22 protein-coding genes are annotated in these 21,088 nt (G+C 71.1%); 7 read left to right on the top strand and 15 right to left on the bottom strand.

Annotated features, from left to right (window positions below; all coding sequences use genetic code 11):
- Positions 1–96: 96 nt before the first annotated feature.
- A complete protein-coding gene (gene guaB / locus OG589_RS42810; protein WP_405144617.1) occupies positions 97–1,575 on the bottom strand; it encodes an IMP dehydrogenase in 1,479 nt (492 codons plus the stop codon).
- 182 nt (positions 1,576–1,757) lie between these two features.
- On the opposite strand from guaB, the gene OG589_RS42805 reads away from it, so the two are divergent.
- Positions 1,758–2,135, top strand: coding sequence for a DUF5319 domain-containing protein (locus OG589_RS42805; RefSeq protein ID WP_405144616.1), 378 nt, complete (start codon positions 1,758–1,760; stop codon positions 2,133–2,135).
- Here OG589_RS42805 and OG589_RS42800 read toward each other — a convergent pair.
- The 4 genes from OG589_RS42800 to groES form a co-directional block, all read right to left on the bottom strand.
- Positions 2,096–2,302, bottom strand: coding sequence for a hypothetical protein (locus tag OG589_RS42800; RefSeq protein WP_405144615.1), 207 nt, complete (start codon positions 2,300–2,302; stop codon positions 2,096–2,098). The two genes, OG589_RS42805 and OG589_RS42800, sit on opposite strands and share 40 nt — an antisense overlap.
- The gene (locus OG589_RS42795) at positions 2,299–2,925 is read right to left on the bottom strand and encodes a sigma-70 family RNA polymerase sigma factor (RefSeq protein ID WP_358546960.1); all 627 of its coding nucleotides are present in this window, start codon (positions 2,923–2,925) and stop codon (positions 2,299–2,301) included. The genes OG589_RS42800 and OG589_RS42795 overlap by 4 nt, the downstream gene beginning before the upstream one ends.
- Before the next feature lie 309 nt (positions 2,926–3,234).
- Positions 3,235–4,857: a chaperonin GroEL gene (groL, locus tag OG589_RS42790; RefSeq protein ID WP_405144614.1), complete on the bottom strand. Its 1,623-nt coding sequence runs from the start codon at positions 4,855–4,857 to the stop codon at positions 3,235–3,237.
- A gap of 109 nt (positions 4,858–4,966) precedes the next feature.
- Positions 4,967–5,281 carry a co-chaperone GroES gene (gene groES, locus OG589_RS42785; RefSeq protein WP_084258731.1) on the bottom strand — a complete coding sequence of 105 codons (315 nt, stop codon included), beginning with the start codon at positions 5,279–5,281 and terminating at the stop codon, positions 4,967–4,969.
- 301 nt (positions 5,282–5,582) lie between these two features.
- On the opposite strand from groES, the gene OG589_RS42780 reads away from it, so the two are divergent.
- The gene (locus OG589_RS42780; RefSeq protein ID WP_405144613.1) at positions 5,583–6,767 is read left to right on the top strand and encodes a THUMP-like domain-containing protein; all 1,185 of its coding nucleotides are present in this window, start codon (positions 5,583–5,585) and stop codon (positions 6,765–6,767) included.
- A 204-nt stretch (positions 6,768–6,971) separates the two neighbouring features.
- Positions 6,972–8,465, top strand: a complete 1,494-nt coding sequence (locus OG589_RS42775) for a hypothetical protein (protein ID WP_405144612.1) — start codon at positions 6,972–6,974, stop codon at positions 8,463–8,465.
- A gap of 7 nt (positions 8,466–8,472) precedes the next feature.
- On the opposite strand, the gene tsaD is transcribed toward OG589_RS42775, so the two are convergent.
- The 10 genes from tsaD to OG589_RS42725 form a co-directional block, all read right to left on the bottom strand.
- Positions 8,473–9,504, bottom strand: a complete 1,032-nt coding sequence (tsaD, locus tag OG589_RS42770) for a tRNA (adenosine(37)-N6)-threonylcarbamoyltransferase complex transferase subunit TsaD (protein WP_405144610.1) — start codon at positions 9,502–9,504, stop codon at positions 8,473–8,475.
- Positions 9,497–9,943, bottom strand: coding sequence for a ribosomal protein S18-alanine N-acetyltransferase (gene rimI / locus OG589_RS42765; protein ID WP_405152232.1), 447 nt, complete (start codon positions 9,941–9,943; stop codon positions 9,497–9,499). Before rimI ends, tsaD begins: the two co-directional genes overlap by 8 nt.
- A gap of 20 nt (positions 9,944–9,963) precedes the next feature.
- Entirely contained in the window at positions 9,964–10,626 is a 663-nt protein-coding gene (gene tsaB, locus OG589_RS42760; RefSeq protein ID WP_405144609.1) for a tRNA (adenosine(37)-N6)-threonylcarbamoyltransferase complex dimerization subunit type 1 TsaB, read from the bottom strand.
- Positions 10,627–10,940: 314 nt separating this feature from the next.
- Positions 10,941–11,495 carry a class F sortase gene (locus tag OG589_RS42755; protein ID WP_405144607.1) on the bottom strand — a complete coding sequence of 185 codons (555 nt, stop codon included), beginning with the start codon at positions 11,493–11,495 and terminating at the stop codon, positions 10,941–10,943.
- 22 nt (positions 11,496–11,517) lie between these two features.
- Entirely contained in the window at positions 11,518–12,057 is a 540-nt protein-coding gene (locus tag OG589_RS42750) for a hypothetical protein (protein WP_405144605.1), read from the bottom strand.
- A gap of 296 nt (positions 12,058–12,353) precedes the next feature.
- Positions 12,354–12,809 carry a tRNA (adenosine(37)-N6)-threonylcarbamoyltransferase complex ATPase subunit type 1 TsaE gene (gene tsaE / locus OG589_RS42745; RefSeq protein WP_405144604.1) on the bottom strand — a complete coding sequence of 152 codons (456 nt, stop codon included), beginning with the start codon at positions 12,807–12,809 and terminating at the stop codon, positions 12,354–12,356.
- Positions 12,806–13,945 (bottom strand): alpha/beta fold hydrolase, encoded by a 1,140-nt coding sequence (locus OG589_RS42740; protein ID WP_405144602.1) that lies wholly within the window; start codon positions 13,943–13,945, stop codon positions 12,806–12,808. Before OG589_RS42740 ends, tsaE begins: the two co-directional genes overlap by 4 nt.
- A gap of 13 nt (positions 13,946–13,958) precedes the next feature.
- Positions 13,959–15,101 (bottom strand): alanine racemase, encoded by a 1,143-nt coding sequence (gene alr / locus OG589_RS42735; protein ID WP_405144601.1) that lies wholly within the window; start codon positions 15,099–15,101, stop codon positions 13,959–13,961.
- Positions 15,102–15,209: 108 nt separating this feature from the next.
- Positions 15,210–16,733, bottom strand: coding sequence for an NAD(P)H-hydrate dehydratase (locus OG589_RS42730; RefSeq protein WP_405144599.1), 1,524 nt, complete (start codon positions 16,731–16,733; stop codon positions 15,210–15,212).
- A gap of 82 nt (positions 16,734–16,815) precedes the next feature.
- On the bottom strand, positions 16,816–17,166 hold the full coding sequence (locus OG589_RS42725) for a holo-ACP synthase (protein ID WP_405144597.1): 351 nt from the start codon (positions 17,164–17,166) through the stop codon (positions 16,816–16,818).
- Positions 17,167–17,296: 130 nt separating this feature from the next.
- Between OG589_RS42725 and coaA the strand changes: the two genes are divergently transcribed.
- From coaA to OG589_RS42705, 4 genes are all read left to right on the top strand, one after another.
- Positions 17,297–18,220 (top strand): type I pantothenate kinase, encoded by a 924-nt coding sequence (coaA, locus tag OG589_RS42720; protein WP_405144595.1) that lies wholly within the window; start codon positions 17,297–17,299, stop codon positions 18,218–18,220.
- Positions 18,221–18,320: 100 nt separating this feature from the next.
- Complete coding sequence (locus OG589_RS42715) at positions 18,321–19,229, top strand: ABC transporter ATP-binding protein (protein WP_405144594.1); 909 nt, start codon at positions 18,321–18,323, stop codon at positions 19,227–19,229.
- Positions 19,222–20,133: an ABC transporter permease gene (locus tag OG589_RS42710; RefSeq protein ID WP_405144592.1), complete on the top strand. Its 912-nt coding sequence runs from the start codon at positions 19,222–19,224 to the stop codon at positions 20,131–20,133. Before OG589_RS42715 ends, OG589_RS42710 begins: the two co-directional genes overlap by 8 nt.
- Positions 20,130–21,047 (top strand): ABC transporter ATP-binding protein, encoded by a 918-nt coding sequence (locus OG589_RS42705; RefSeq protein WP_405144591.1) that lies wholly within the window; start codon positions 20,130–20,132, stop codon positions 21,045–21,047. Before OG589_RS42710 ends, OG589_RS42705 begins: the two co-directional genes overlap by 4 nt.
- Positions 21,048–21,088: the final 41 nt, after the last annotated feature.

Below are 21,088 nucleotides of genomic sequence, written 5' to 3'. Positions count from 1 at the left end.
CTCTTGTCGTTCCCGTCGCTCGGAGAAGCCGCTTCGCTCGTAGGTCTTTACCCGCCTACATCGCGATGTCGCCGCCGGGGCCTGCCCGGCCGCCCGTCATCGGCCGTGGTAGTTGGGTGCCTCGACCGTCATCTGGATGTCGTGGGGGTGGCTCTCTTTGAGACCGGCGGAGGTGATCGGCATCAGCATGCCGTTCTCGTGGAGCTCGTCGATGGTGCGTGAGCCGGTGTACCACATGCCCTGGCGCAGGCCGCCGACGAGCTGGTGGGCCACGGCGGCCACCGGGCCGCGGTAGGGCACCTGGCCCTCGATGCCCTCGGGGATGAACTTGTCCTCGCTGGTGACGCCCTCCTGGGAGTAGCGGTCCTTGCTGTAGGAACCGCCGCGCTCGCGGTTGCGAACGGCGCCGAGCGAGCCCATGCCCCGGTAGGACTTGAACTGCTTGCCGTTGATGAAGATCAGCTCACCGGGAGACTCCTCGCAGCCGGCGAGCAGCGAGCCGAGCATCACGGTGTTCGCCCCGGCCGTGAGTGCCTTGACGATGTCGCCGGAGTACTGCAGGCCGCCGTCGCCGATCACCGGGACCCCCGCGGGGGCGCAGGCCAGCGACGCCTCGTGGATGGCCGTGACCTGCGGGGCGCCGACCCCTGCCACGACGCGGGTGGTGCAGATGGAGCCCGGCCCCACCCCGACCTTGACGGCGTCGGCGCCGGCGTCGACGAGCGCCTGGGCGCCCGCCCGCGTGGCGACGTTGCCCGCGATGACGTCGACCCGGCCGTTGGCCTTGATCTTGGCGACCATGTCGCAGACGCCGCGCGAGTGGCCGTGGGCGGTGTCGACGATGATCACGTCGACCCCCGCCTCGATCAGGGCCATGGCCCGCTGCTCGGCGTCCCCGGCGACGCCCACCGCCGCCCCGACCACCAGGCGGCCGTCGGCGTCCTTCGTGGCAAGGGGATATTGCTCGCTCTTGGTGAAGTCTTTGACCGTGATGAGGCCGCGCAGCCTGCCTTCGGCGTCGACGAGGGGAAGCTTCTCCACCTTGTTCTGCCGCAGCAGCCGGAAGGCCTCGTCGCGGGACACCCCCACGGGAGCGGTGACGAGCGGCATCGGGGTCATGACATCGCGGACCCGGACGCTCTGGTCGGTCTCGAAGCGCATGTCGCGGTTGGTCACGATGCCGACCAGCACGCCGCCCTGGTCGGTGACCGGCACCCCGGAAATGCGATATTTCCCACACAGGACCTCGACGTCGGCCAGCGTGTCATCGGGCGAGCACGTCACCGGGTTGGTGACCATGCCGGCCTCTGAACGCTTCACCAGATCGGCCTGCTGGGCCTGGTCGTCGATGGACAGGTTGCGGTGCAGGATGCCGATGCCGCCCTGGCGTGCCATGGCCACGGCCATGCGCGCCTCTGTCACGGTGTCCATCGCGGCGGAGACCAAGGGAATGCGCAGATTTATCGACCTGGACAGGCGTGTGGTGGTGTCGGCGTCACCCGGCTGCAGGTCCGAATACGCGGGAACCAGGAGCACGTCGTCGAACGTGAGCCCGGGTTCGGTGAACTTGCCCATCTGCAACCCTCCTGCCATGGCGCTCTCTGGACGGGGAAAGGCGCCGGCCCCCTGACTAAGTTTAGTGTCCTGCGGCTCACCGCCTCGGCGGCTCCCGTGGACGACCTGGCGCTCCGCTTTGGATCACTGCATCCCAAGCACTTGCCCTCATCAGGGTAGGTGAGGGTCATAAGGTGGAATGCGTGCTGGAAGACGTCCCCCGCGACCCCTTCGCGGAAGACCCTAACGACCCTGCCGCGGCGCTGGGCGAGCTCGACGACTCCGAGCCGCTGACCTTGGCCGAGCGCGACGAGGCGCTCACCGACCTCGCCGATGTGGAGGTCTTCCGCTCGTTGCTGGAGCCACAGGGTGTTCTCGGGCTGGTGCTCGACTGCCCCGAGTGTGGCGAGCAGCATTACTTCGACTGGGATCTGCTCCGTGGCAACCTCCGCCAGATGATCGACCACGGGCGGCCACAGGTCCACGAGCCCGCCTTCGAGCCCGACCCCGCCGACTACGTCAGCTGGGAGTACGCCAGGGGCTACGTGGACGGCGTGATCGACACCGAGGAGAGCCACTGATCGACGTCGTCGGTCAGGGCGCGCAGCAGGCTCACCGCGGGGTCCTCCTGCTCGCCGACCGGCTCCCGGCGGGCGAGCGCGTCGATGATCGCGTCGGTCCTGAGCACGTCGGGATCCGTCTCGGACCCGCGTTTCCTGACCGAACGCGCCGGATGGACAGCGGTCAAGCTATCGACTCCATGTCGGCCATCGCCCGAAGCCTGGCCAGCGCCCGATGCTGGGCGACGCGAACCGCACCTGGTGACATACCGAGTACGTTACCCGTCTCCTCGGCGGAGAGTCCCGACACCACCCGCAGAATGATCAGCTCTCGCTGGTTCTCCGGCAGTCGCGACAGCAGCGCGCGGGCGTGCTCGGCCTCGATGTAGCGCACCACGGTCTCCTCCGGCCCCGGCCCCTGGTCGGGACCGTCCGGAAGATCCTGGGTGGGCACGGCCGACCGCACGGAGCTGCGGAGCGCGTCCGCGACCTTGTGCGAGGCGATGCCGAACACGAACGAGGCGAACGGCCGCCCCATGTCGCGGTAGCGCGGCAGCGCGGCCAGCACCGCGATGCACACCTCTTGGGCCACGTCGTCGGCGATGTGGTAATGACCGGAAACCCGGCCAAGTCGGGCACGGCAATAGCGCACCACCATCGGGCGCAACTGGCCCAGCAGTGATTCGATCGCGGTGCGATCCCCCTGTACGGCAAGGCTCGTCAGATCCCTGAGGTCGGACTCGTCCGATCTCGTCGCAAGCCTTACCCCAGTTTTGGCGTCGGCGACGCGTCCCTCGGTCACGTTAGGCATGATGCCCGCCACGATCGCGCATGTCGTCATAGTGAACGGATACGGATTGGTCACATTGACGCGACGATAACGGCGGGTAATCAACTGAACACAGTAGTGTTTGTATATTTCACTCGCGAACGGAATTCGGAGGATATTTGTTAGATGTCGCGGCAGCTCGGAGGGCGCTCAGGGCGGTCTCCCGGACGCCCCGGCACCGCGATCGGTTTACCCCGCGGTCAAATGACGGAGGTGAAAATCGATTCAACAAAAAAGTACGGCCCACGCCTCCATGAGGCGCGAGCCGTACTCCGGGCCGATTGATCGGGCTCAGTGGCCGTGTCCGTGGCCGTGACCCTGCCCCCCGGCGGCCGCGGCCTCCTCCTCGGGCTTGTCGACCACGAGGACCTCGGTCGTGAGCAGCATGCCGGCGATGGACGCGGCGTTCTGCACGGCCGAGCGGGTGACCTTGACCGGGTCGATGACGCCCTCGGCGATCAGGTCGCCGTACTCGCCGGTCGCGGCGTTGAGGCCGTGACCCACGGGCAGCTCGCCGATCTTGGCGGTGACGACGTAGCCCTCCTGGCCGGCGTTCTCCGCGATCCAGCGGGCCGGCTCGACGAGCGACCTGCGGACGATGGCGACACCGGTCGCCTCGTCGCCGGTGAGGCCGAGGTCGTCCAGGTCCTTGGACAGGTGCACGAGCGCGGAGCCACCGCCGGAGACGATGCCCTCCTCGATCGCGGCGCGCGTCGCGGAGATGGCGTCCTCGAGGCGGTGCTTCTTCTCCTTGAGCTCCACCTCGGTGGCCGCGCCGACGCGGAGGATGCAGATGCCCCCGGACAGCTTGGCGAGGCGCTCCTGGAGCTTCTCGCGGTCCCAGTCGGAGTCGGTCTGCTCGATCGCGTGCTGGATCTCGCGGACGCGGTCCTGGATCGCCTGCGGGTCGCCGGCGCCGTCGACGATGGTCGTGGCGTCCTTGGTGACCACGATGCGACGGGCGGTGCCCAGCACCTCGAGGCCGGCGTTGTCCAGCTTGAGGCCGAGCTCCTCGGAGATCAGCTGGCCGCCGGTCAGGATCGCGATGTCCTGCAGCATGGCCTTGCGGCGGTCACCGAAGCCGGGAGCCTTGACGGCCACCGAGGTGAACGTGCCGCGGATCTTGTTGGTGACCAGGACGGCCAGGGCCTCGCCCTCGACGTCCTCCGCCACCACGAAGAGCGGCTTCTTGGTCTGGGCGACCTTCTCCAGCAGCGGGAGGAACTCCGCGATGGAGGAGATCTTGCCCTGGTTCAGCAGGACGTAGGCGTCCTCGAGGACCGCCTCCATGCGCTCGGGGTCGGTCACCATGTACGGCGACAGGTAGCCCTTGTCGAACTGGAGTCCTTCGGTGAACTCAAGCTCCAGGCCCATGGTGTTGGACTCTTCGACGGTGATGACGCCGTCCTTGCCCACCTTGTCGAACGCCTCGGCGATCAGCTCGCCGATCTTGGCGTCCTGGGCGGAGATCGTCGCTACGTTGGCGATCTCCTTCTTGTCCTCGACGGGACGGGCGAGCTCCAGCAGGCGGTCGCTGACCGCGCGGGCGGCCAGGTCGATGCCGCGCTTGAGCGACAGCGGCGAGGCGCCGGCGGCGACGTTGCGCAGGCCCTCGCGGACCATCGCCTGGGCGAGCACGGTCGCGGTGGTGGTGCCGTCACCGGCGACGTCGTTGGTCTTGGTGGCGACTTCCTTGGCGAGCTGGGCGCCGAGGTTCTCGTACGGCTTCTCGAGCTCGACCTCACGGGCGATGGTCACGCCATCGTTGGTGATGGTCGGCGCACCGAACTTCTTGTCGATGACGACGTTCCGGCCGCGCGGCCCGAGGGTCACCTTGACGGCGTCCGCGAGGGCGTTCACGCCACGCTCGAGAGCGCGACGCGCGTCCTCCTCGAACTCCAGGGTCTTCGGCATTTAAGGTCCTCTCAGCATCAGAGCCCCGGGCCTTCAGCCGAAGCGCCCGGGGCTTGACACGCATTTTTTGTAAGGCTCCGTACTGATGGTCGCTTGCGCGCCCGGGGCTTTACTTCTCGATGATCGCGAGAACGTCGCGGGCGGAGAGAACGAGGTACTCCTCGCCGCCGTACTTGACCTCGGTGCCGCCGTACTTGCTGTAGAGGACGATGTCCCCTTCCTTGACGTCGAGCGGAATCCGCTTCTCGCCGTCTTCGTCCCAGTTGCCGGGGCCCACCGCGAGGACCTTGCCCTCTTGCGGCTTCTCCTTGGCGGTGTCCGGGATGACCAGACCGGAAGCGGTCGTCTGCTCGGCTTCAAGCGGCTGGACCACGATGCGGTCGCCGAGCGGCTTAACGGGAACCTTGGTGGCGGTCGTCACGATCGGACCTCCCCTTCAGATTGTTTTGATGAGCTGAAGAGGCGACCAGCGGCCTGCCGTCGCGGGTGTCAGACCTGCCTCGTCGCATTTTGACTTGGCACTCTCACTAGGCGAGTGCCAACACTGAACAGTATGCAAGGCCGCCGACTCAGTCAACACGGACAGGCCGTCCCTGGTCAGTCCGGGAGCGATACCTGCCCCGGCCAAAGCGAGAGTCGCCCGAAATGTCCGCTCTGGACACCCGGTCCGCCAGGTTGCCGACTCCTCGTCCGAGACCCTCCGGCACGCGGTAGCGTCGGGAGACGTGGACCTCGACGCCTTCCGCGAGTTGCTGACCCCACGCGGGCAGAAGGCCCTCGGCGACGCCGTGGGGGCGGTGGCCGACGGCGCCGACCCGGTGGTGGCAGCGAGCCGGCTCAGGAAGACCTACGACGCCTCGCTGACCTCCGCCGCGCTCACCCAGGCGCGGCTGCGGGCGCGCGGCGCGGTCAAGTTCGGCCCCGACGCGTCCCGCATGTACTTCACCCCCGACGGCCTGGAGCAGGCGACCCGCGCCGAGGTGGCCGCCCACCGCGCCCGCAGGCTCCCGCCGGGCACGCGGGTGGCCGACGCCTGCTGCGGCATCGGCGGCGACCTGATCGAGATGGCGCGCGCCGGGTGCGAGGTCGACGCCGTGGACCTCGATCCGCTCACCGTGGAGGTGGCACGGGCCAACGCCGTGGCACTGGGGCTCGGCGACCGCGTCACGGTCCGTACGGCCGATGCGGCCGAGGTCGAGCCGGAGGCGTACGACGTGCTGTTCGCCGACCCCGCCAGGCGGTCCACCGGCAGGCGCGTCTTCGACCCCATGGCGTACTCCCCGCCGTGGCCCGCGGTCCTCGGCCTGGTGGCACGGGCACGGGCCGCGTGCCTGAAGGTCGCGCCCGGCATCCCGTACGAGCTGATCCCGCCGGGCGCGGAGGCCGAATGGGTCTCCTACCGCGGCGAGGTCAAGGAGGCCGTCCTGTGGACCGGCGCCCTCGCGCAGCCGTCGGCAGGCGACCTCGGCCGCAGGGCCACGATGCTGCCCTCAGGCGAGACGCTGACCCCCGACCTGTCACTCGGGCAGGCGAAGCAGGGGCCGGTGGCCAGATACCTGTACGAGCCGGACGGCGCCGCGATCCGGTCGCATCTGGTCGCCGAGGTGGCGGCGCTGGTGAACGGCCACCTGCTCGACCCGCAGATCGCCTACATCACGGGCGACACCGCGGCCGTCACGCCGTGGGCCTCGCGCTACGAGGTCCTGGAGACGATGCCGTTCTCGCTGAAGCGCCTGCGCACGGCCCTTCGCGAGCGCCACATCGGCGCGGTCACCCTGAAGAAACGCGGCTCCGCCGTCGACCTGGAGCGCCTGAGGAAAGATTTGCGACTTTCTGGGGATAAATCGTGCGTCGTGGCTCTTACCCGCATCGGCGAGCGACCTTTCGCACTCATTTGCGAACCCGCCTGACCTGCGCAAATGGCCAATCCGGGCAATCCACCGATAATCACGAAGTTTTAAAGTCGGCCCAGAAAGTCGCGTGCCGAGCGACTACAGTTGGCCAGCGCGGGAGTTTCGCCTGATCGATGGCTGACCCGCCTTATTCGTCACGCCAGACAACCGGACCAATCCCACCGCAGTGCGGCCGACCGCCCGCGAGTGAAGGAGCTTTCGGTGGATCACTCCAACCACACCCTCCTCCAGGCGGGAAGCCAGACCGCCATCTCCGACCGGATGCGCGAGCTCCTCGCCAGGGCGGCACAGGACCACGTGTACGAGCAGCGCACGCAGGGCGCCGTGCTGGACGAGATCCGGCAGCGGCTCGAAGGCATGGAGTGGTTGCTGCGCGAGGTCCGCGAGCGCGAGCTGGGCGGCCTGAGCGGCGCCCTGGAGAGCGTCGGCGGCCAGCTCGGCGAGCTTGCGACCCGGCCGCCCGCGTGGGCCGAGGGCCTGGCCCAGCACGTGGAGGTCGTGCGCGACCGCGTGGACGGGGTGGGCGACCGCGTCGCCGTCATCGGCGACCGCCTCGACGCGGTGAGCGAGCGCGTCAGGCCCGTCGCCGAGCTCCCCGGCCTGTGGAACGACCTCGGCACGGTGCGCGAAGGGGTCGCCGAGTCCCTGAAGCGCATCCAGGCGGTCCTGGACGGCGGCCAGGGCGTGCCCGAGCACATGGCCGAGCTCACCAGGCGCCTCGGCCAGCTCGCCTCCGGCATGGAGGCCGCCGGGGGCCGCTTCACCCGGGTGGACAAGGCGCTGCTCGACCTCACGCAGCGCACCGAGCGGCTCGAAGGCGGCGTCCTCGACCTCAGCGAGGGCCTTGAGGAGACGCTGGCCTCGGCGATCGAGCGGCTCACCGGCTCAGTCGAGCTGCTGGCCGGCAAGGTCGACGGCATGACGGCCCAGCTGACCGACGCCGAGACCCGGCTGGCCGGCCGTCTCGACGGCGTCGACGGCCGGCTCGCGGGCTTCGACGGCCGTCTGGAGGGCGTCGAGGGCCATCTGACGGGCCTCGACGCGCGGTTCGAGGGGCTGGAGGGCCACTTCGGCAACCTCAAGACCCTGGAGGGCCGGTTCGACAGCGTGGACAGCCACCTCGGGGCCGTGGAGGGACGGCTGGAGACGGTCGACGTCCGGCTCCAGAGCATCGACGGGCGCATCGAGACGTCCGACTCCCGCCTCGCCGGCGTCGACGGCCGCCTGGCCGGGCTCGACCAGCGGCTCACCGACGTCGACGGCCGCCTCCTCGCCCAGGATCAGCGCTTCGGCACCGTCGACGAGAGCTTCGAGGGCGTCAACGAGCGGCTCGAGATGGTCGACGACCGCGTGGAGGCCGTCAACCAGCGCGTCGGCCAGCTCCCCGGCCTGCTGGAGGTCGGCGAGGTCCACAAGCGCGTCGGCGAGCTGCTCAGCGCCCAGGGCGACGACCAGGGCAAGCGGTTCGACACGATCGAGAAGCGCCTCGCCGAGGCCGCCGCCGCCATGCCGCCCGTGACCGAGCTGATGGACCTCGTGCGGGCACGCCCCGACCGCGAGCAGCTGTCGGAGACCGTGGACGAGATCATCCAGCCCTCGCACAACGACCTGACCCGCAGGCTGGGCGCCCTGGAGGAGACCATGCTGGCCCTCGCCGAGGCCCTGCTCCGCCCCACCCGCACCCCCAAGGACTGACCCGGGGTCACATGTGGACGGCGGTGACCGGGAGCGATGAGTCGGCGGGGATGTCGAGCCGCGACGGGCTCACTCCCGAGGCCACCAGCTCGGACCCCAGCGCCGCGATCATCGCGCCGTTGTCGGTGCACAGCCCCGGCCGGGGCACCCGCAGGCGCACCCCCGCGGCGTCGCACCGCTCCCGGGCCAGGGCGCGCAGCCGGGAGTTGGCGGCCACCCCGCCCCCGATGAGCAGGTCCTTCACGTCGTACTGACGGCAGGCCTGGAGCGCCTTGCGCGTGAGCACGTCGACCACGGCCTCCTGGAAGGACGCGGCCACGTCGGCGACCGGGACGGGCTCACCCGCACGCTCTCTGGCCTCCACCCAGCGCGCGACGGCGGTCTTCAGCCCCGAGAACGAGAAGTCCAGCGTGCCGTCGTCGTACTTCCCGCGCGGGAAGGCGACGGCCGTGCCCGAGCCCTGCGCGGCGGCGCGGTCGATGTGGGGACCGCCGGGGAACGGCAGGCCGAGCACCCTGGCCACCTTGTCGAACGCCTCCCCCGCCGCGTCGTCCACGGTGGAGCCGAGGGAGATGACGTCCTTGGCCACGTCGGGCACGAGCAGCAGCGACGAGTGGCCGCCCGAGACCAGCATCGCGATCGACGGCTTGGGCAGCGGCCCGTGCTCCAGCTGGTCGACCGCGACGTGGGCCGCCAGGTGGTTGACGCCGTACAACGGCACCCCGAGGCCCACGGCGTACGCCTTGGCGGCGGCGACGCCCACGAGCAGCGCGCCCGCGAGGCCGGGGCCGGCCGTGACGGCCACCGCGTCGATGTCCGCGAAGCGCAGCCCCGCCTGTTCGAGGGCGCGCTCGACGGTCGGGGTCATGGCCTCCAGGTGGGCCCGTGAGGCCACCTCGGGCACGACGCCGCCGTACCGCGCGTGCTCCTCGACGCTGGAGGCGACGGTGTTGGCGAGCAGCGTGTGGCCCCTGACGATGCCGACCCCGGTCTCGTCACACGAGGTCTCGATGCCCAGGACCAGGGGTTCGTCAGACATTGCCGCCCTCCACGCTCAGCTTCCTCATCATCATGATCGCGTCGGTTCCGTCGTCGTAGTAGTCGCGGCGCACGCCGACCCGCTCGAACCCGAAGCGCTCGTACATGGCCTGCGCGGGCGGATTGTCCGCGCGGACCTCCAGGAACACCGCCGTCGCCCCCCTGCGCTCGGCCTCGATGAGCAGCTCCTTGAGCATCGCGCTGCCCACGCCGGCGCGCTGCATGGAGGCGCTCACCGCGATCGTCTGGACGTCCGCCTGGTCGCCCGCCGCCGCCAGCCCGGCGTACCCGACGATGCGCCCCTCGGCGACGGCGACGATGTAGTGCCGGGTGCGCGGCTGGTCGGCCAGCTCGCCCCGCAGCATGCCCTCGCTCCAGGCGTCGAACGGGAACGTCGAGCGCTCGATGCGCAGCACGGCCGGTAGATCGGCTTCCGTCATCTGCCGCAGCGTGGCGGCGGTCACGCGGTCACCTTCTTCGGCGGGCCGGGCACCCGGGCGTCCGGTCGTCGAAGGTAGATCGGGCTCGGCGAGGTGAGAACCCCGTCGCCGGTGCCCGAGGCGAGGTGCTCGGCGGCGAGCGCGGCGAGCGCTCCGGCGAGCGGGTAGTCGGCGGCGCCCTCCACCAGGCGCTGCTCACCCATGACCTCGGCGTACATGCGGGCGCCCGCCCCCACCAGAGGCGGCTCGCCCGGCACGTCGCCGGGCCGGTCGACCGAGGGCCCGGACAGCCGGGTGCGCATGTCGGCGTAACCCGCCCAGAAGACCTCCTTGCGCCGCGCGTCCGTGGCGGCGATGAAGGGCTCGGTGAGGCCGCTCGCGTAGGCGACGGCGTCCAGCGTGCACACCCCGTACGCGGGGGCGCCCGTCGTGGACGAGAGCGCCTGGGCGGTCATCAGCCCGACGCGCAGGCCGGTGTACGGCCCGGGGCCCGAGCCGGCGACGATCGCGGTGACGTCGCCAAGGGAGACCCCCGCCTCGCGCAGGACCTCCTGGATGGAGGGAACGAGCAGCTCACCGTGGCGGCGAGCGTCGATCGTCGTCGACTCGGCGAGCACGCGGTCACCGTCGTGGAGAGCCGCGGTGACGGCCGGGGTTGCGGTATCGAAGGCCAAGACCAGCACAAATGTCAAGCCTAGCTGTGTTTCTCGGCGCTCGCTCCCTGCCTATGGCGCTCGCTCCGCTCGCGCAGGGCGAGGGCGCCCTTGAGCCGGCGGTCTTCCCTCGTCACTCGGAAGCACTCGTTCCTCGCACTTCCTCCTTCCTCAGTCAGACCACCGGCGCGCCCTCGCCCTGCCTATGGCGCTCGCTCCGCTCGCGCGGCTCGAGGGCGCCCTTGAGCCGGCGGTCTTCCCTCGTCACTCGGAAGCACTCGTTCCTCGCACTTCCTCCTTCCTCAGTCAGGACACCGGCGCGCCCTCGCACGCGCGGGGGGAAATCAGGTGGCCAGGCGAGACGCGTAGACGATGATGTTGTCCAGGTACTCGTGGGTCTTTCGGTCGAAGACCCCGCCGCAGGTGACCAGGCGCAGGCCGTCCTCGACGTACACGCGCTCGGCGGGGAAGCTGTCCTTTGCCACTTGCTCGATCGAGTCGACCTTGTACTGCGCCACCTTGCCGTCGCTGCGCAGGACCTTGACGACGGCGCCCTTCTTGACGTCGCGCAGGCGGTAGAACACCGCCGGCGCCGTCTTGGTGTCCACGTGCCCGATGATCACCGAGGCTCCCGAGTCGCCGGGCACCACGCTCTGGTCGAACCATCCCGCCATCGCGGGCTTCTCGAACGGCGGCAGCTCGACCTCCCCGTCGCCGCTGAGCCCGAGCTTCATCAGCGGGGCCGTCAGCTTCAGCGACGGGATGTCGAGCCGCTTGGGTATCGCGGCCTTGGCCTGCGGGACGGAGGCGTCGCGCTCGCGGCCGGTGAGCGCGAACATGATCGTGCCGGTGACGAACCCGGCCACCGCGATCTTGAGCCATTTCGGGGAGTCAGCCATCGGGGAAACGCCGGATCGAAGGTCAGCCGGCCTTCGACCTGCGCCTGGCCACGGCGATGCCGCCCCCGAGAGCCGCCAGGAGCGCCACGACCGTCACCCCGGCCGGGATGCCCGTGGGCTCGTCGGCGGGCTGCGCACCGGCTGCCGTGCCGCCGCCACCGGCCCTCGGCGCCCGCGTCGGCACCACACGGGTCCTGGTGGGGGTGGGAGTGGCCGTGGACCTGGCGGTCAGCGTCAGCGTGGCCCTGCCGATGTCGTTCGTGCCCTCGCACTTGACCTCGACCTGGTAGCGGCCGGCCTTGGCGTCCTCGTCGACGAGGGCGAAGCCGTGGACCTCCGGCAGGGGCGCCGCGGTGGTCACGGGGGTCGAGGACGCGGCGGGGGTGGCGGGCGGAGGCTGGGTGAGCGTGACGACGCCCGTGAACGAGTCGGAGCGGGCCGTCGCCCGGTAGTCGGTGCCGCCCTGGGGCAGCGGGCAGAAGGCCCGGACCCGGACCGACCGCGTGGCCCCGCCCTGCACCTTGTCAGGGATGAGCTGGACGCGGATGTCCTGACGGCTCATCGACGGCGCTGGGGTGGGCGCCGTCGCGCCCGTCTGCGCCTCGGCCGTACACCCGACACCGCCTAAGAGAAGGAATGCTCCAGCAACCGCGCCCTGCCCGACCCTGTGCACCGTCGCACTCCACTTCAACGTACGATCCGACCCCGCCCGACACGACCACGCCAAGGTGTTACCCCACCTGCATACCCAGAAAAAACAGGCCAATCCATGGCAACGATCTTCATTCCGATGATCCATAGCAATGGAGGCATGCGTCAAGGCTGGTTAGAGTACCGGTCTAGATCCACGAAAAAGGGTCAATCAGAAGAGCCCGCCAGATCAGCCCATCGCGGGCCGACGCCGCGCAGCCGTACGAGGCGCTCGTCGCCCGCGTCGCCGCGCTCGATGGACACCTCCAGCCGGTCGTCGGCCAGGCCCTCCACCAGCCCCTCGCCCCACTCGACCACGGTCACCGAGTCGTCCAGCGAGGCGTCGAGGTCGAGGTCGTCGACCTCCAGCGACCCGCCCAGGCGGTAGGCGTCCGCGTGGACCAGCGCCGGACCGCCCGCCAGCGACGGGTGGACCCGGGCGATCACGAACGTCGGCGAAGTGATGGGGCCGCGGACCTTCAGGCCCTCGGCGATGCCCTGCACGAGGGTGGTCTTGCCGGCGCCCAGCGGGCCGGACAGCACCACGAGGTCGCCGGGGCCCAGCAGGCGCGCGACCTCCTCGCCCAGCGCCCACATGTCCTCGGTAGTGGACACCCGCCTCATGAGGCCTCCCCCTCGGCGCTGCCGTCCAGGCTCCTGAGGTCCTCAGGCGAGCCGCCGACCTCGGGCAGCGCGCCGATGGGCCCGCCCGCGTCGGCGTCGCGCACCCGCTTGAGCAGCTCGCCGAGCGTCTCGTTCACGGCGTCGGGCTTCTCCAGCAGCACCAGATGGGAGGCGCCGGGGATCTCCGTGAGCCGCGCGGAGGGCAGGCCCGCGTTGATCGACTTGCTGTGGTCGGGCGGGGTCAGCCAGTCCTTGTCGCCGACGATGATCTCGGTCGGCACCTTGTCGAGCACGTCGAGGGCGGCGAGCTTGTCGTGCGACATCAGCGCCGGGTAGAAGTCGGCGATGACGTCCGTCGGCGTGGAGCGGATCATCGACTCGGCGAAGTCCACGACGGTGGGGCTGATGGTGGAGGGGTCGCCGAAGCCGAGATAGCGCAGCGCCAGGAACGACACGTCGTTGCCCGCCTGCCGGCCACGGTCGATCAGCTCCGCGCGGCGGCCGAGCACCGACACCGCCGGGGTCGCCGCCCAGTGGACGACCTTGGAGATCAGGGCCGGGAGGCCCAGCGTCAGCTCGGCCAGCTTGCCGGCCGAGGTCGAGATGAGGGCGACGCCGCGGACCTTGTCGCCGAACAGCTCGGGATGGCTGTCGGCCAGCGCCATGACCGTCATGCCGCCCATGGAGTGGCCGACGAGCACGCACGGCCCCGGCACGAGCGCCTTGAGGAGCTCGGCGAGGTCGGCCCCGAGACGGTCGATGGTGCAGTCCTCGGCGGGGGTGCGGGTCGAGCGCCCGTGGCAGCGCTGGTCCCAGAAGACCAGGCGGTGGGTGTCGCGCAGCGCGCGCCGCTGGTAGTGCCAGGAGTCGAGGTTCAGCGTGTACCCATGGCAGAACACGATGGTCAGCGGGGCGTCCTCGGGCCCGTCGACCTCAGCGTACAGCTCGACGCCGTCGGAGGTCTTGACGGTGACCTGACGTCCCCGCAGCTCGCCGAATGGCTCGCTCACCTCGAGGTCGGGCCGCAGGCGGATGCGCCCGACGGCATACCTCTTGGCCAGGGCCCCCGCCGCCAGAGTCGCCGAAGCGGTGCCGAAGACCGCCCCTGCGATCCCGACCCTGCGCCGTGTGGACATCTACGACCTCCTCTTACCGGTAAACGCGCGGCACGCGAGAACCAATCCTGGTCACGATCTCATGAGTGATCGTGCCGAGGGAATCCGCCCACTCCTGTGCGGTGGCCTCGCCGCCGGTGCCCGGGCCGAACAGGATGACCTCGTCGCCCTCGTCCACCTGGTCGTCACCCACATCGATCATGAACTGGTCCATGCATACCCGCCCGGCGACCGTGCGCCGCCTGCCCGCCACCATGACCTCCGCCCGGTTGGTCGCCCCCCGCAGCACCCCGTCGGCGTACCCGAGGGGCACCTGGGCCAGCGTGGTCTCGCGCTCGGTGGTGTAGAGGTGCCCGTAGGACACGCCGGTGCCGGCGGGGACGCGCTTCACCATCGCGATGCGCGCGCTGAGGGTCATCGCGGGCCGCAGGCCGAAGTCGCCGAGCTCGGGGATCGGGCTGAGCCCGTACACCGCGATGCCGGGACGGACCATGTCGTAGTGCGCCTCGGGAAGCGTCACCGTGGCGGCGGAGTTCGCGATGTGGCGCAGGACGTGAGACCCGCTCACCCCGGCCTTCTCCGCGACCGCGAGGGCCTCCTCGAACGCGGCGAGCTGGAGCCCGATCGAGGGATGCCCGGGGATGTCCGCGCAGGCGAGGTGGGACCACAGCCCCACGATCTCGATCGTCCCCTCGGCCTGGGCCGCGAGCGCCCGCTCGACCAGCTCGGGCCACCCCTTCGCGGTGGCGCCCCCCCGGGAGATGCCTGTGTCGATCTTGAGGTGCACGCGGGCCGTGCGCCCGGCGCGGCGGGCGGAGGCCGCGATGTCGTCGACCAGCCACGGCGCGCCGGCCGACAGCTCTACGGCCGCCGCCACGGCGTCGTCGAGGGGCTCGCCCGGAGTGACGATCCACGACAGGATGGGCGCGCTCACACCGGCGGCGCGCAGGTCGAGCGCCTCCTGGATGTAAGCCGTGCCGAGACGCGAGGCGCCGGCCTCAAGGGCCGCGCGGGCGCAGGGCACCAGGCCGTGCCCGTAGGCGTCGGCCTTCACCGCGACCATCATCTCGGCGCCAGGGGCGTGCCCGCGCAGAACCGCCACGTTGTGCCTGATCGCCGAGAGATCCACCCTGGCCTGGGCAGGCGTGACGAGGGAACCGTCGATGGGGAAACTCACCCTCTCAGTCTCGCAGTCGCGTGCCGGTGCCAGGGCCGGTTCACCGTCAAGCCCGCGGTGGCGGTCATGACACGGGTCACACCGCCGCCAGGGGCAGGAGCGTTCGCATCAGATGCCCGCCGTGAGCGCGCGGATCGCGCCGGGCAGCTCCAGAGCGACGTCCAGGGCCGCGATGGGCGCCTCGCCGCCCTCGGGGCCTCCCGCCGCCGCCCGGGCCGCCAGACCGTGCACGTAGGCCGCGCACGAGCCGGCGTCGTAACAGCCGAGACCCGCGGCGAGGAGGGCTCCTGCGATGCCGGCGAGCACGTCGCCCGTACCGCCCGTGGCCAGCCAGGGGGTGCCCGTGAGGTTCACGCGGACCGGCCTGCCCTGCTCAGCGACCAGAGTAGTCGACCCCTTGAGCAGTACGGTCACGCCGAGCTCTTCGGCGGCGCGGCGGGCGTAGTGCAGCCTGCGCGCCTCGATCTCCTCGGGGGACACCTCCAGCAGGCGGCCCAGCTCGCCAGTGTGGGGCGTGATGAGCGTGGGCGCCGAGCGCCGCAGGAGCGAGCGGTCGCGCGTGGCGAGGGTCAGCCCGTCGGCGTCCACGAGTGCGGGGACGTCGCTGTCGAGCACCGATCTCGCGAGCGCGAGCGCGCCGTCGTCGGTGCCCATGCCCGGGCCGACCACCCACGCCTGGACCCGGCCGACCTCACTCATCCCCTCCTCGGGCGTGACGATCTTGGTCACCGCCTCCGGCCACTTGGCGCGCACCTGCTGGACCGCCTCCGCGGCGCTCGCGAAGCGCACCAGCCCGGCGCCCGCCCGTACGGCGCCACCCACCGCCAGCACGGCGGCGCCGGTGAAACGGTCGCTGCCCGCGACGATGCCGACCACGCCCCTGCGGTACTTGTTCGACTCGGGATCGGGGCGCGGCAGCCGGTCGGCGACGTCGGGATCGGTGAGCGCGACCACACCGGGGTCGGGGAGGTACGGGCCGAGCCCGATGTCCACCGCCTGGAGGCTGCCCGCGTGGCTCGCCCCCGGGTCGATCAGCAGGCCCGCCTTGACGGCCCCGAAAGTGACGGTGAGGTGCGCGCGCACCGCGTCGCCCTCGACCTCGCCGGTGCTCGCGTCCACCCCGCTCGGCACGTCCACCGCGACGACGACGCCGGGAGCCTCCGCGCTCATCCTGGCCAGCGTCGCGTACGGCTCGCGCAGCGGCCCGGTGCCGCCGATGCCCACCAGGCCGTCGAGGATGAGGTCGGCCTCGTCGATCATGTCGACGAGCGCCGGATCGGTCCGCAGGCCCTTCGCGGAGCCCTCGGCGTGCGTCTCGCGCAGGTCCAGGGTCCTGCCGCCCGCGCGGCGCAGCTCGGTGAGGCCGCCCTCGTGGGTCTTCTGCCCCGCGAGGACCGCGTGCACCCGTGCGCCCCTGCGGGCGAGCCGAGCCCCCGCGTACAGCGCGTCGCCGCCGTTGTCGCCGCTGCCGATGAGCAGCACCACGCGCGAGCCGTACACGCGGGGAAGGGCCTTCACGCAGGTGACGGCCAGCCCTGTGGCGGCGCGCCGCATGAGCGTGCCCTCCGGGAGGCGCGCCATCAGCGCCCGTTCGGCCGCCCTGATCTCGTCGGACGTGTACGCGGTCAGCATCCCACCGAATCTAGCTCTCCCCGATCATCGGCGAGAAGGCCACCCGCCGTACGGCCGCCCGGCTTCCCTCGGACCCCGGCCGTCAGCCCTCCGCGATGACGTAGGCGACGGCGAACCCGCCGTCGTGGCTGAGGGACAGGTGCCACCGGCGCACGCCGAGCTCAGCCGCCACCTCGGCGGCCCGGCCGCTCACCCGGAGCTCGGGACGGCCGTGGGCGGCCGTGGTGACCTCCGCCTCCCGGTGGCCGAGGCCGGGCGGCGCGCCCAGCGCCTTGGCCACCGCCTCCTTGGCGGCGAACCGGGCGGCCAGCGAGGCGGCGGGAAGCCCTGCCTCGGCATCGGTGAACAGCCGCTCCGCCAGCGCGGGCGTGCGCTTCATGGCCGCCTCGAAACGGGCGATGTCGACGAGGTCCACCCCGATGCCCACGATCACGGGCGAGGCCTCCGCGACGAGCCGGCGCGGGGCGAGGCGGGCGCGTGGGCGGCGTGGTTCACGGGGCCCATCTTCCCTCACACCGGCCCCCCGGCGGCCGTAGGGTGAACGCTCAGTAGAGTTTGCGCCCATGGAGGCACCGAACCCGTATGTCGAGCTCAGCCGCGAGCAGTGGCGGGCCCTGCGAAGGAACACGCCTCTCACCCTCACGGCCGAGGAGCTGGAGGAGCTGCGCGGCGTCGAGGACCCCATCGACCTGGCCGAGGTCACCGACATCTACCTCCCGCTGACGCGCCTGCTCAACCTGCACTTCATGGGCGCGCGGCAGCGCAGCGCGGCGCTGAACACCTTCCTCGGCGACGACCAGGAGCCCCCGCCGTACATCCTCGGCATCGCGGGCAGCGTCGCGGTGGGCAAGTCCACCACGGCCCGGCTGCTGCACACCCTGCTCGCGCGCTGGCCAGAGCACCCCCGGGTCGACCTGATCACCACCGACTCCTTCCTGTACCCCAACAAGGTGCTGGAGGATCGCGGCATCACCGACCGCAAGGGCTTCCCCGAGAGCTACGACCGCCGGGCGCTGGTCCGCTTCGTCGCCGACGTGAAGGCCGGGGTCCCCGAGGTCAACGCGCCGGTCTACAGCCACCTGGAGTACGACATCGTCCCGGGGGCCGTCCAGACCGTACGGCGGCCCGACATCCTGATCGTCGAGGGCCTCAACGTGCTGCAGCCCGCCCCTCCGGCGGCCCTGGCGGTCAACGACTACTTCGACTTCTCGATCTACGTCGACGCCAAGGTGGAGGACATCCGTTCCTGGTACGTCGAGCGGTTCCACAAGCTCCGCCGCACGGCCTTCGCCGACCCCAAGTCGTACTTCACCTACATCGCCGAGCTGTCGGACGAGGAGGCGACGCGGTTCGCGAGGAACGTCTGGCGTGACGTCAACGAGCGCAACCTGATCGAGAACATCGCCCCCACACGCGGCCGGGCGGGCCTCGTGCTGCACAAGAACTCGACCCACTCCGTCCGCCGCATCCGCCTGCGCCGCACCTAGGGCTGACCCCCTGGTGCCGGCCCCCCCGTCCGGCGGATGAGGGGGAATTCCTCCGTGTGAGGGAGGAACTCCGGTCAGACCCTTGGATAGTGTCCAGGCCATGACCATCCTCGCCACCGAGGGACTCACCAAGCGCTTTCCCCGCGTGACGGCGCTCGACCGCCTCACCATCAGCGCTGGGTCGGGCGTCACCGGCCTGGTCGGCGCCAACGGCGCGGGGAAGTCCACCCTCATCAAGCTCCTGCTCGGCCTGCTCCCCCCGACCGAGGGAAGCGCCACGGTCCTCGGCCTGAGCCCGGCCACCCAGGCTCTCGACATCCGGCGGGCCGTCGGCTACATGCCCGAGCACGACTGCCTCCCGCCCGACATGTCCGCGACCGAGTTCACGGTCCACATGGCCCAGATGTCCGGCCTGCCGCGCAGCGCCGCGCGCGAGCGCGCCGCCGACACCCTGCGCCACGTCGGCCTGTACGAGGAGCGCTACCGGCCCATCGGCGGCTACTCCACCGGCATGCGGCAGCGCGTGAAGCTGGCCCAGGCCCTGGTGCACGACCCGCGGCTCGTCTTCCTGGACGAGCCGACCAACGGCCTCGACCCGCAGGGCCGCGACGACATGCTCGGCCTGATCCGGCGCATCGGCACCGAGTTCGGCATCAGCGTGGTCGTCACCTCCCACCTGCTCGGCGAGCTCGAGCGGGTGTGCGACAACGTCATCGTCATCGACGGGGGGCGCCTGCTGCGCTCCTCCTCCATCGAGGACTTCACGCAGGTCACCCAGTCGATCACCGTCGAGGTCGAGGAGGGCCAGGAGGCCCTCGCCGAGCGGCTCACGGCGGCGGGGCGGCAGGTCACGCTGCACGGCCGGCTGCTGACGGTCGACGTCGGCGCGCCGGACACGTTCGACGTCGTCCGCGACGCCGTGTGCGACCTCGACCTGTGCCTGGTACGCCTCGAACAGGGCCGGCACCGCATCGAGGACGTCTTCCGTCAGGAGGTGTCGCATGTCTGAGCCCGTCTCCGCGCCGGCGTCGGCCACCCCGGCGACGCCCACGGGCGTCATCCACGACATCGGCTACCGCCACTACGACGGCCCGAGGCTCGGCCGTGGCCACGCGCTGACCGCGCTCACCGTGCACAGCCTGCGCGGCCTCTTCGGGCTCGGCCGCACCGCGCGGGCCAAGATCATGCCGTTCCTGCTGGCCGCGGTCATGATGCTTCCCGCGATCGTGTCGATCGCCGTGATGGCCATGATCAAGCAGCGGGCCATCGCCTACCCGTCGTACGCCGTGACGATGCAGGCCGTCCTCGCCGTCTTCCTGGCCGCGCAGTCGCCCTACCTGGTGGCTCCCGACCTCCGGTTCCGGGTGCTGCCGCTGTACCTCTCGCGGCCGACCACCACGGGGGACTACGTCGCGGCCAAGCTCGCCGCCATGACCCTCGCGCTGTTCCTGCTGATCGCGGTGCCCCTGACCGTGCTCTACGCGGGCGAGCTGCTCGTCGACCTGCCGGGGCCGCCGCACACCCACGACTACCTCGCGGCCCTGGCCACCTCCGTGGTCTACGCCGTGCTGCTGGCCTCGGTCGGAGTGGCGCTGGCCTCCTTCACGCCCCGGCGCGGGCTCGGCGTCGCGTCGGTGATCGCGGCCTACCTGCTGTCGTCGGCGATCTCAGCGGTGCTCGCTGGAGTGCTGATGTCGGTGAGCCGTGACGCCGCGGCCGCGTGGGCATGGCTGATCAACCCGTTCTTCCTGATCGACGCCGTGCAGGTGTGGCTGTTCGGCACCATCCCCAACAACGGCGGCGGCTACCCGCCCGGGGTGGGCGGCCCGATCGCCGCCCTCGCCGTGCTGGCGGTGATCGGCCTGTGCGTGGCCGCCCTCGTCCTCCGCTACCGCAAGGCGGCCTCATCGTGAACATCGAACTGGGACAGGTCTCCCGCTGGTACGGCAACGTGGTCGCGGTCAACGACGTCACGATGACGGTGGGGCCCGGCGTGACCGGCCTGCTCGGCCCGAACGGCGCCGGCAAGTCGACCTTGCTGCACATGATGGCCGGGTTCCTCGCCCCCTCCACCGGCACCGCCACGCTCGACGGGAAGCCGATCTGGCGCAACCACCAGATCTACCGGTCCATCGGGCTGGTCCCCGAGCGCGAGGCGGTCTACGGGTTCCTCACCGGCTGGCAGTTCGTACTGTCCAGCGCCCGCCTGCACCGCCTGCCCTCCCCCGAGGACGCCGCCGCCAAGGCCCTCGCGATGGTCGAGATGGAGTCCGCCAAGGAGCGGCGCATCGAGACCTACTCCAAGGGCATGCGCCAGCGGGTCAAGGTCGCCGCCGCGCTGGTCCACGACCCGCAGGTGCTGCTCCTGGACGAGCCGTTCAACGGCATGGACCCGCGCCAGCGCCTCCACCTGATGGACCTGGTCAGGGAGCTCGGCGCCGCCGGCCGCACCATCCTGTTCAGCTCCCACATCCTGGAGGAGGTCGAGCGGGTCGCCCAGCAGATCGAGGTCCTCGTGGCGGGGCGCCACGCCGCCTCGGGCGACTTCCGGGAGATCCGCCGTCGCATGACCGACCGGCCGCACCTGTTCCACGTGCGCTCCAGCGACGACCGGCGCCTGGCCGCCGCCCTGATCGCCGACGCCTCCTCGGGGGCCGTGTCCCTCGGGGCGGCCGGGCTGGAGGTGCAGGCCGTGGACTTCCGCAGGTTCACCTGGCTGCTCCCCCGGGTCGCCCGCGACGCCGGGGTCACCGTATGGCAGGTCTCCCCAGCCGATGAAGACCTGGAGAGCGTCTTCTCCTACCTGATCTCCGGGAGCACCCGATGACCGACCCGCGCCTCCCGGAACACCCGCCGACCCACGCCGAC

The organism is Sphaerisporangium sp. NBC_01403, assembly GCF_045040145.1.
GTDB classification, from domain to species: Bacteria; Actinomycetota; Actinomycetes; order Streptosporangiales; family Streptosporangiaceae; genus Sphaerisporangium; species Sphaerisporangium viridialbum.
This window is presented reverse-complemented; position numbering and strand designations above follow the sequence as displayed.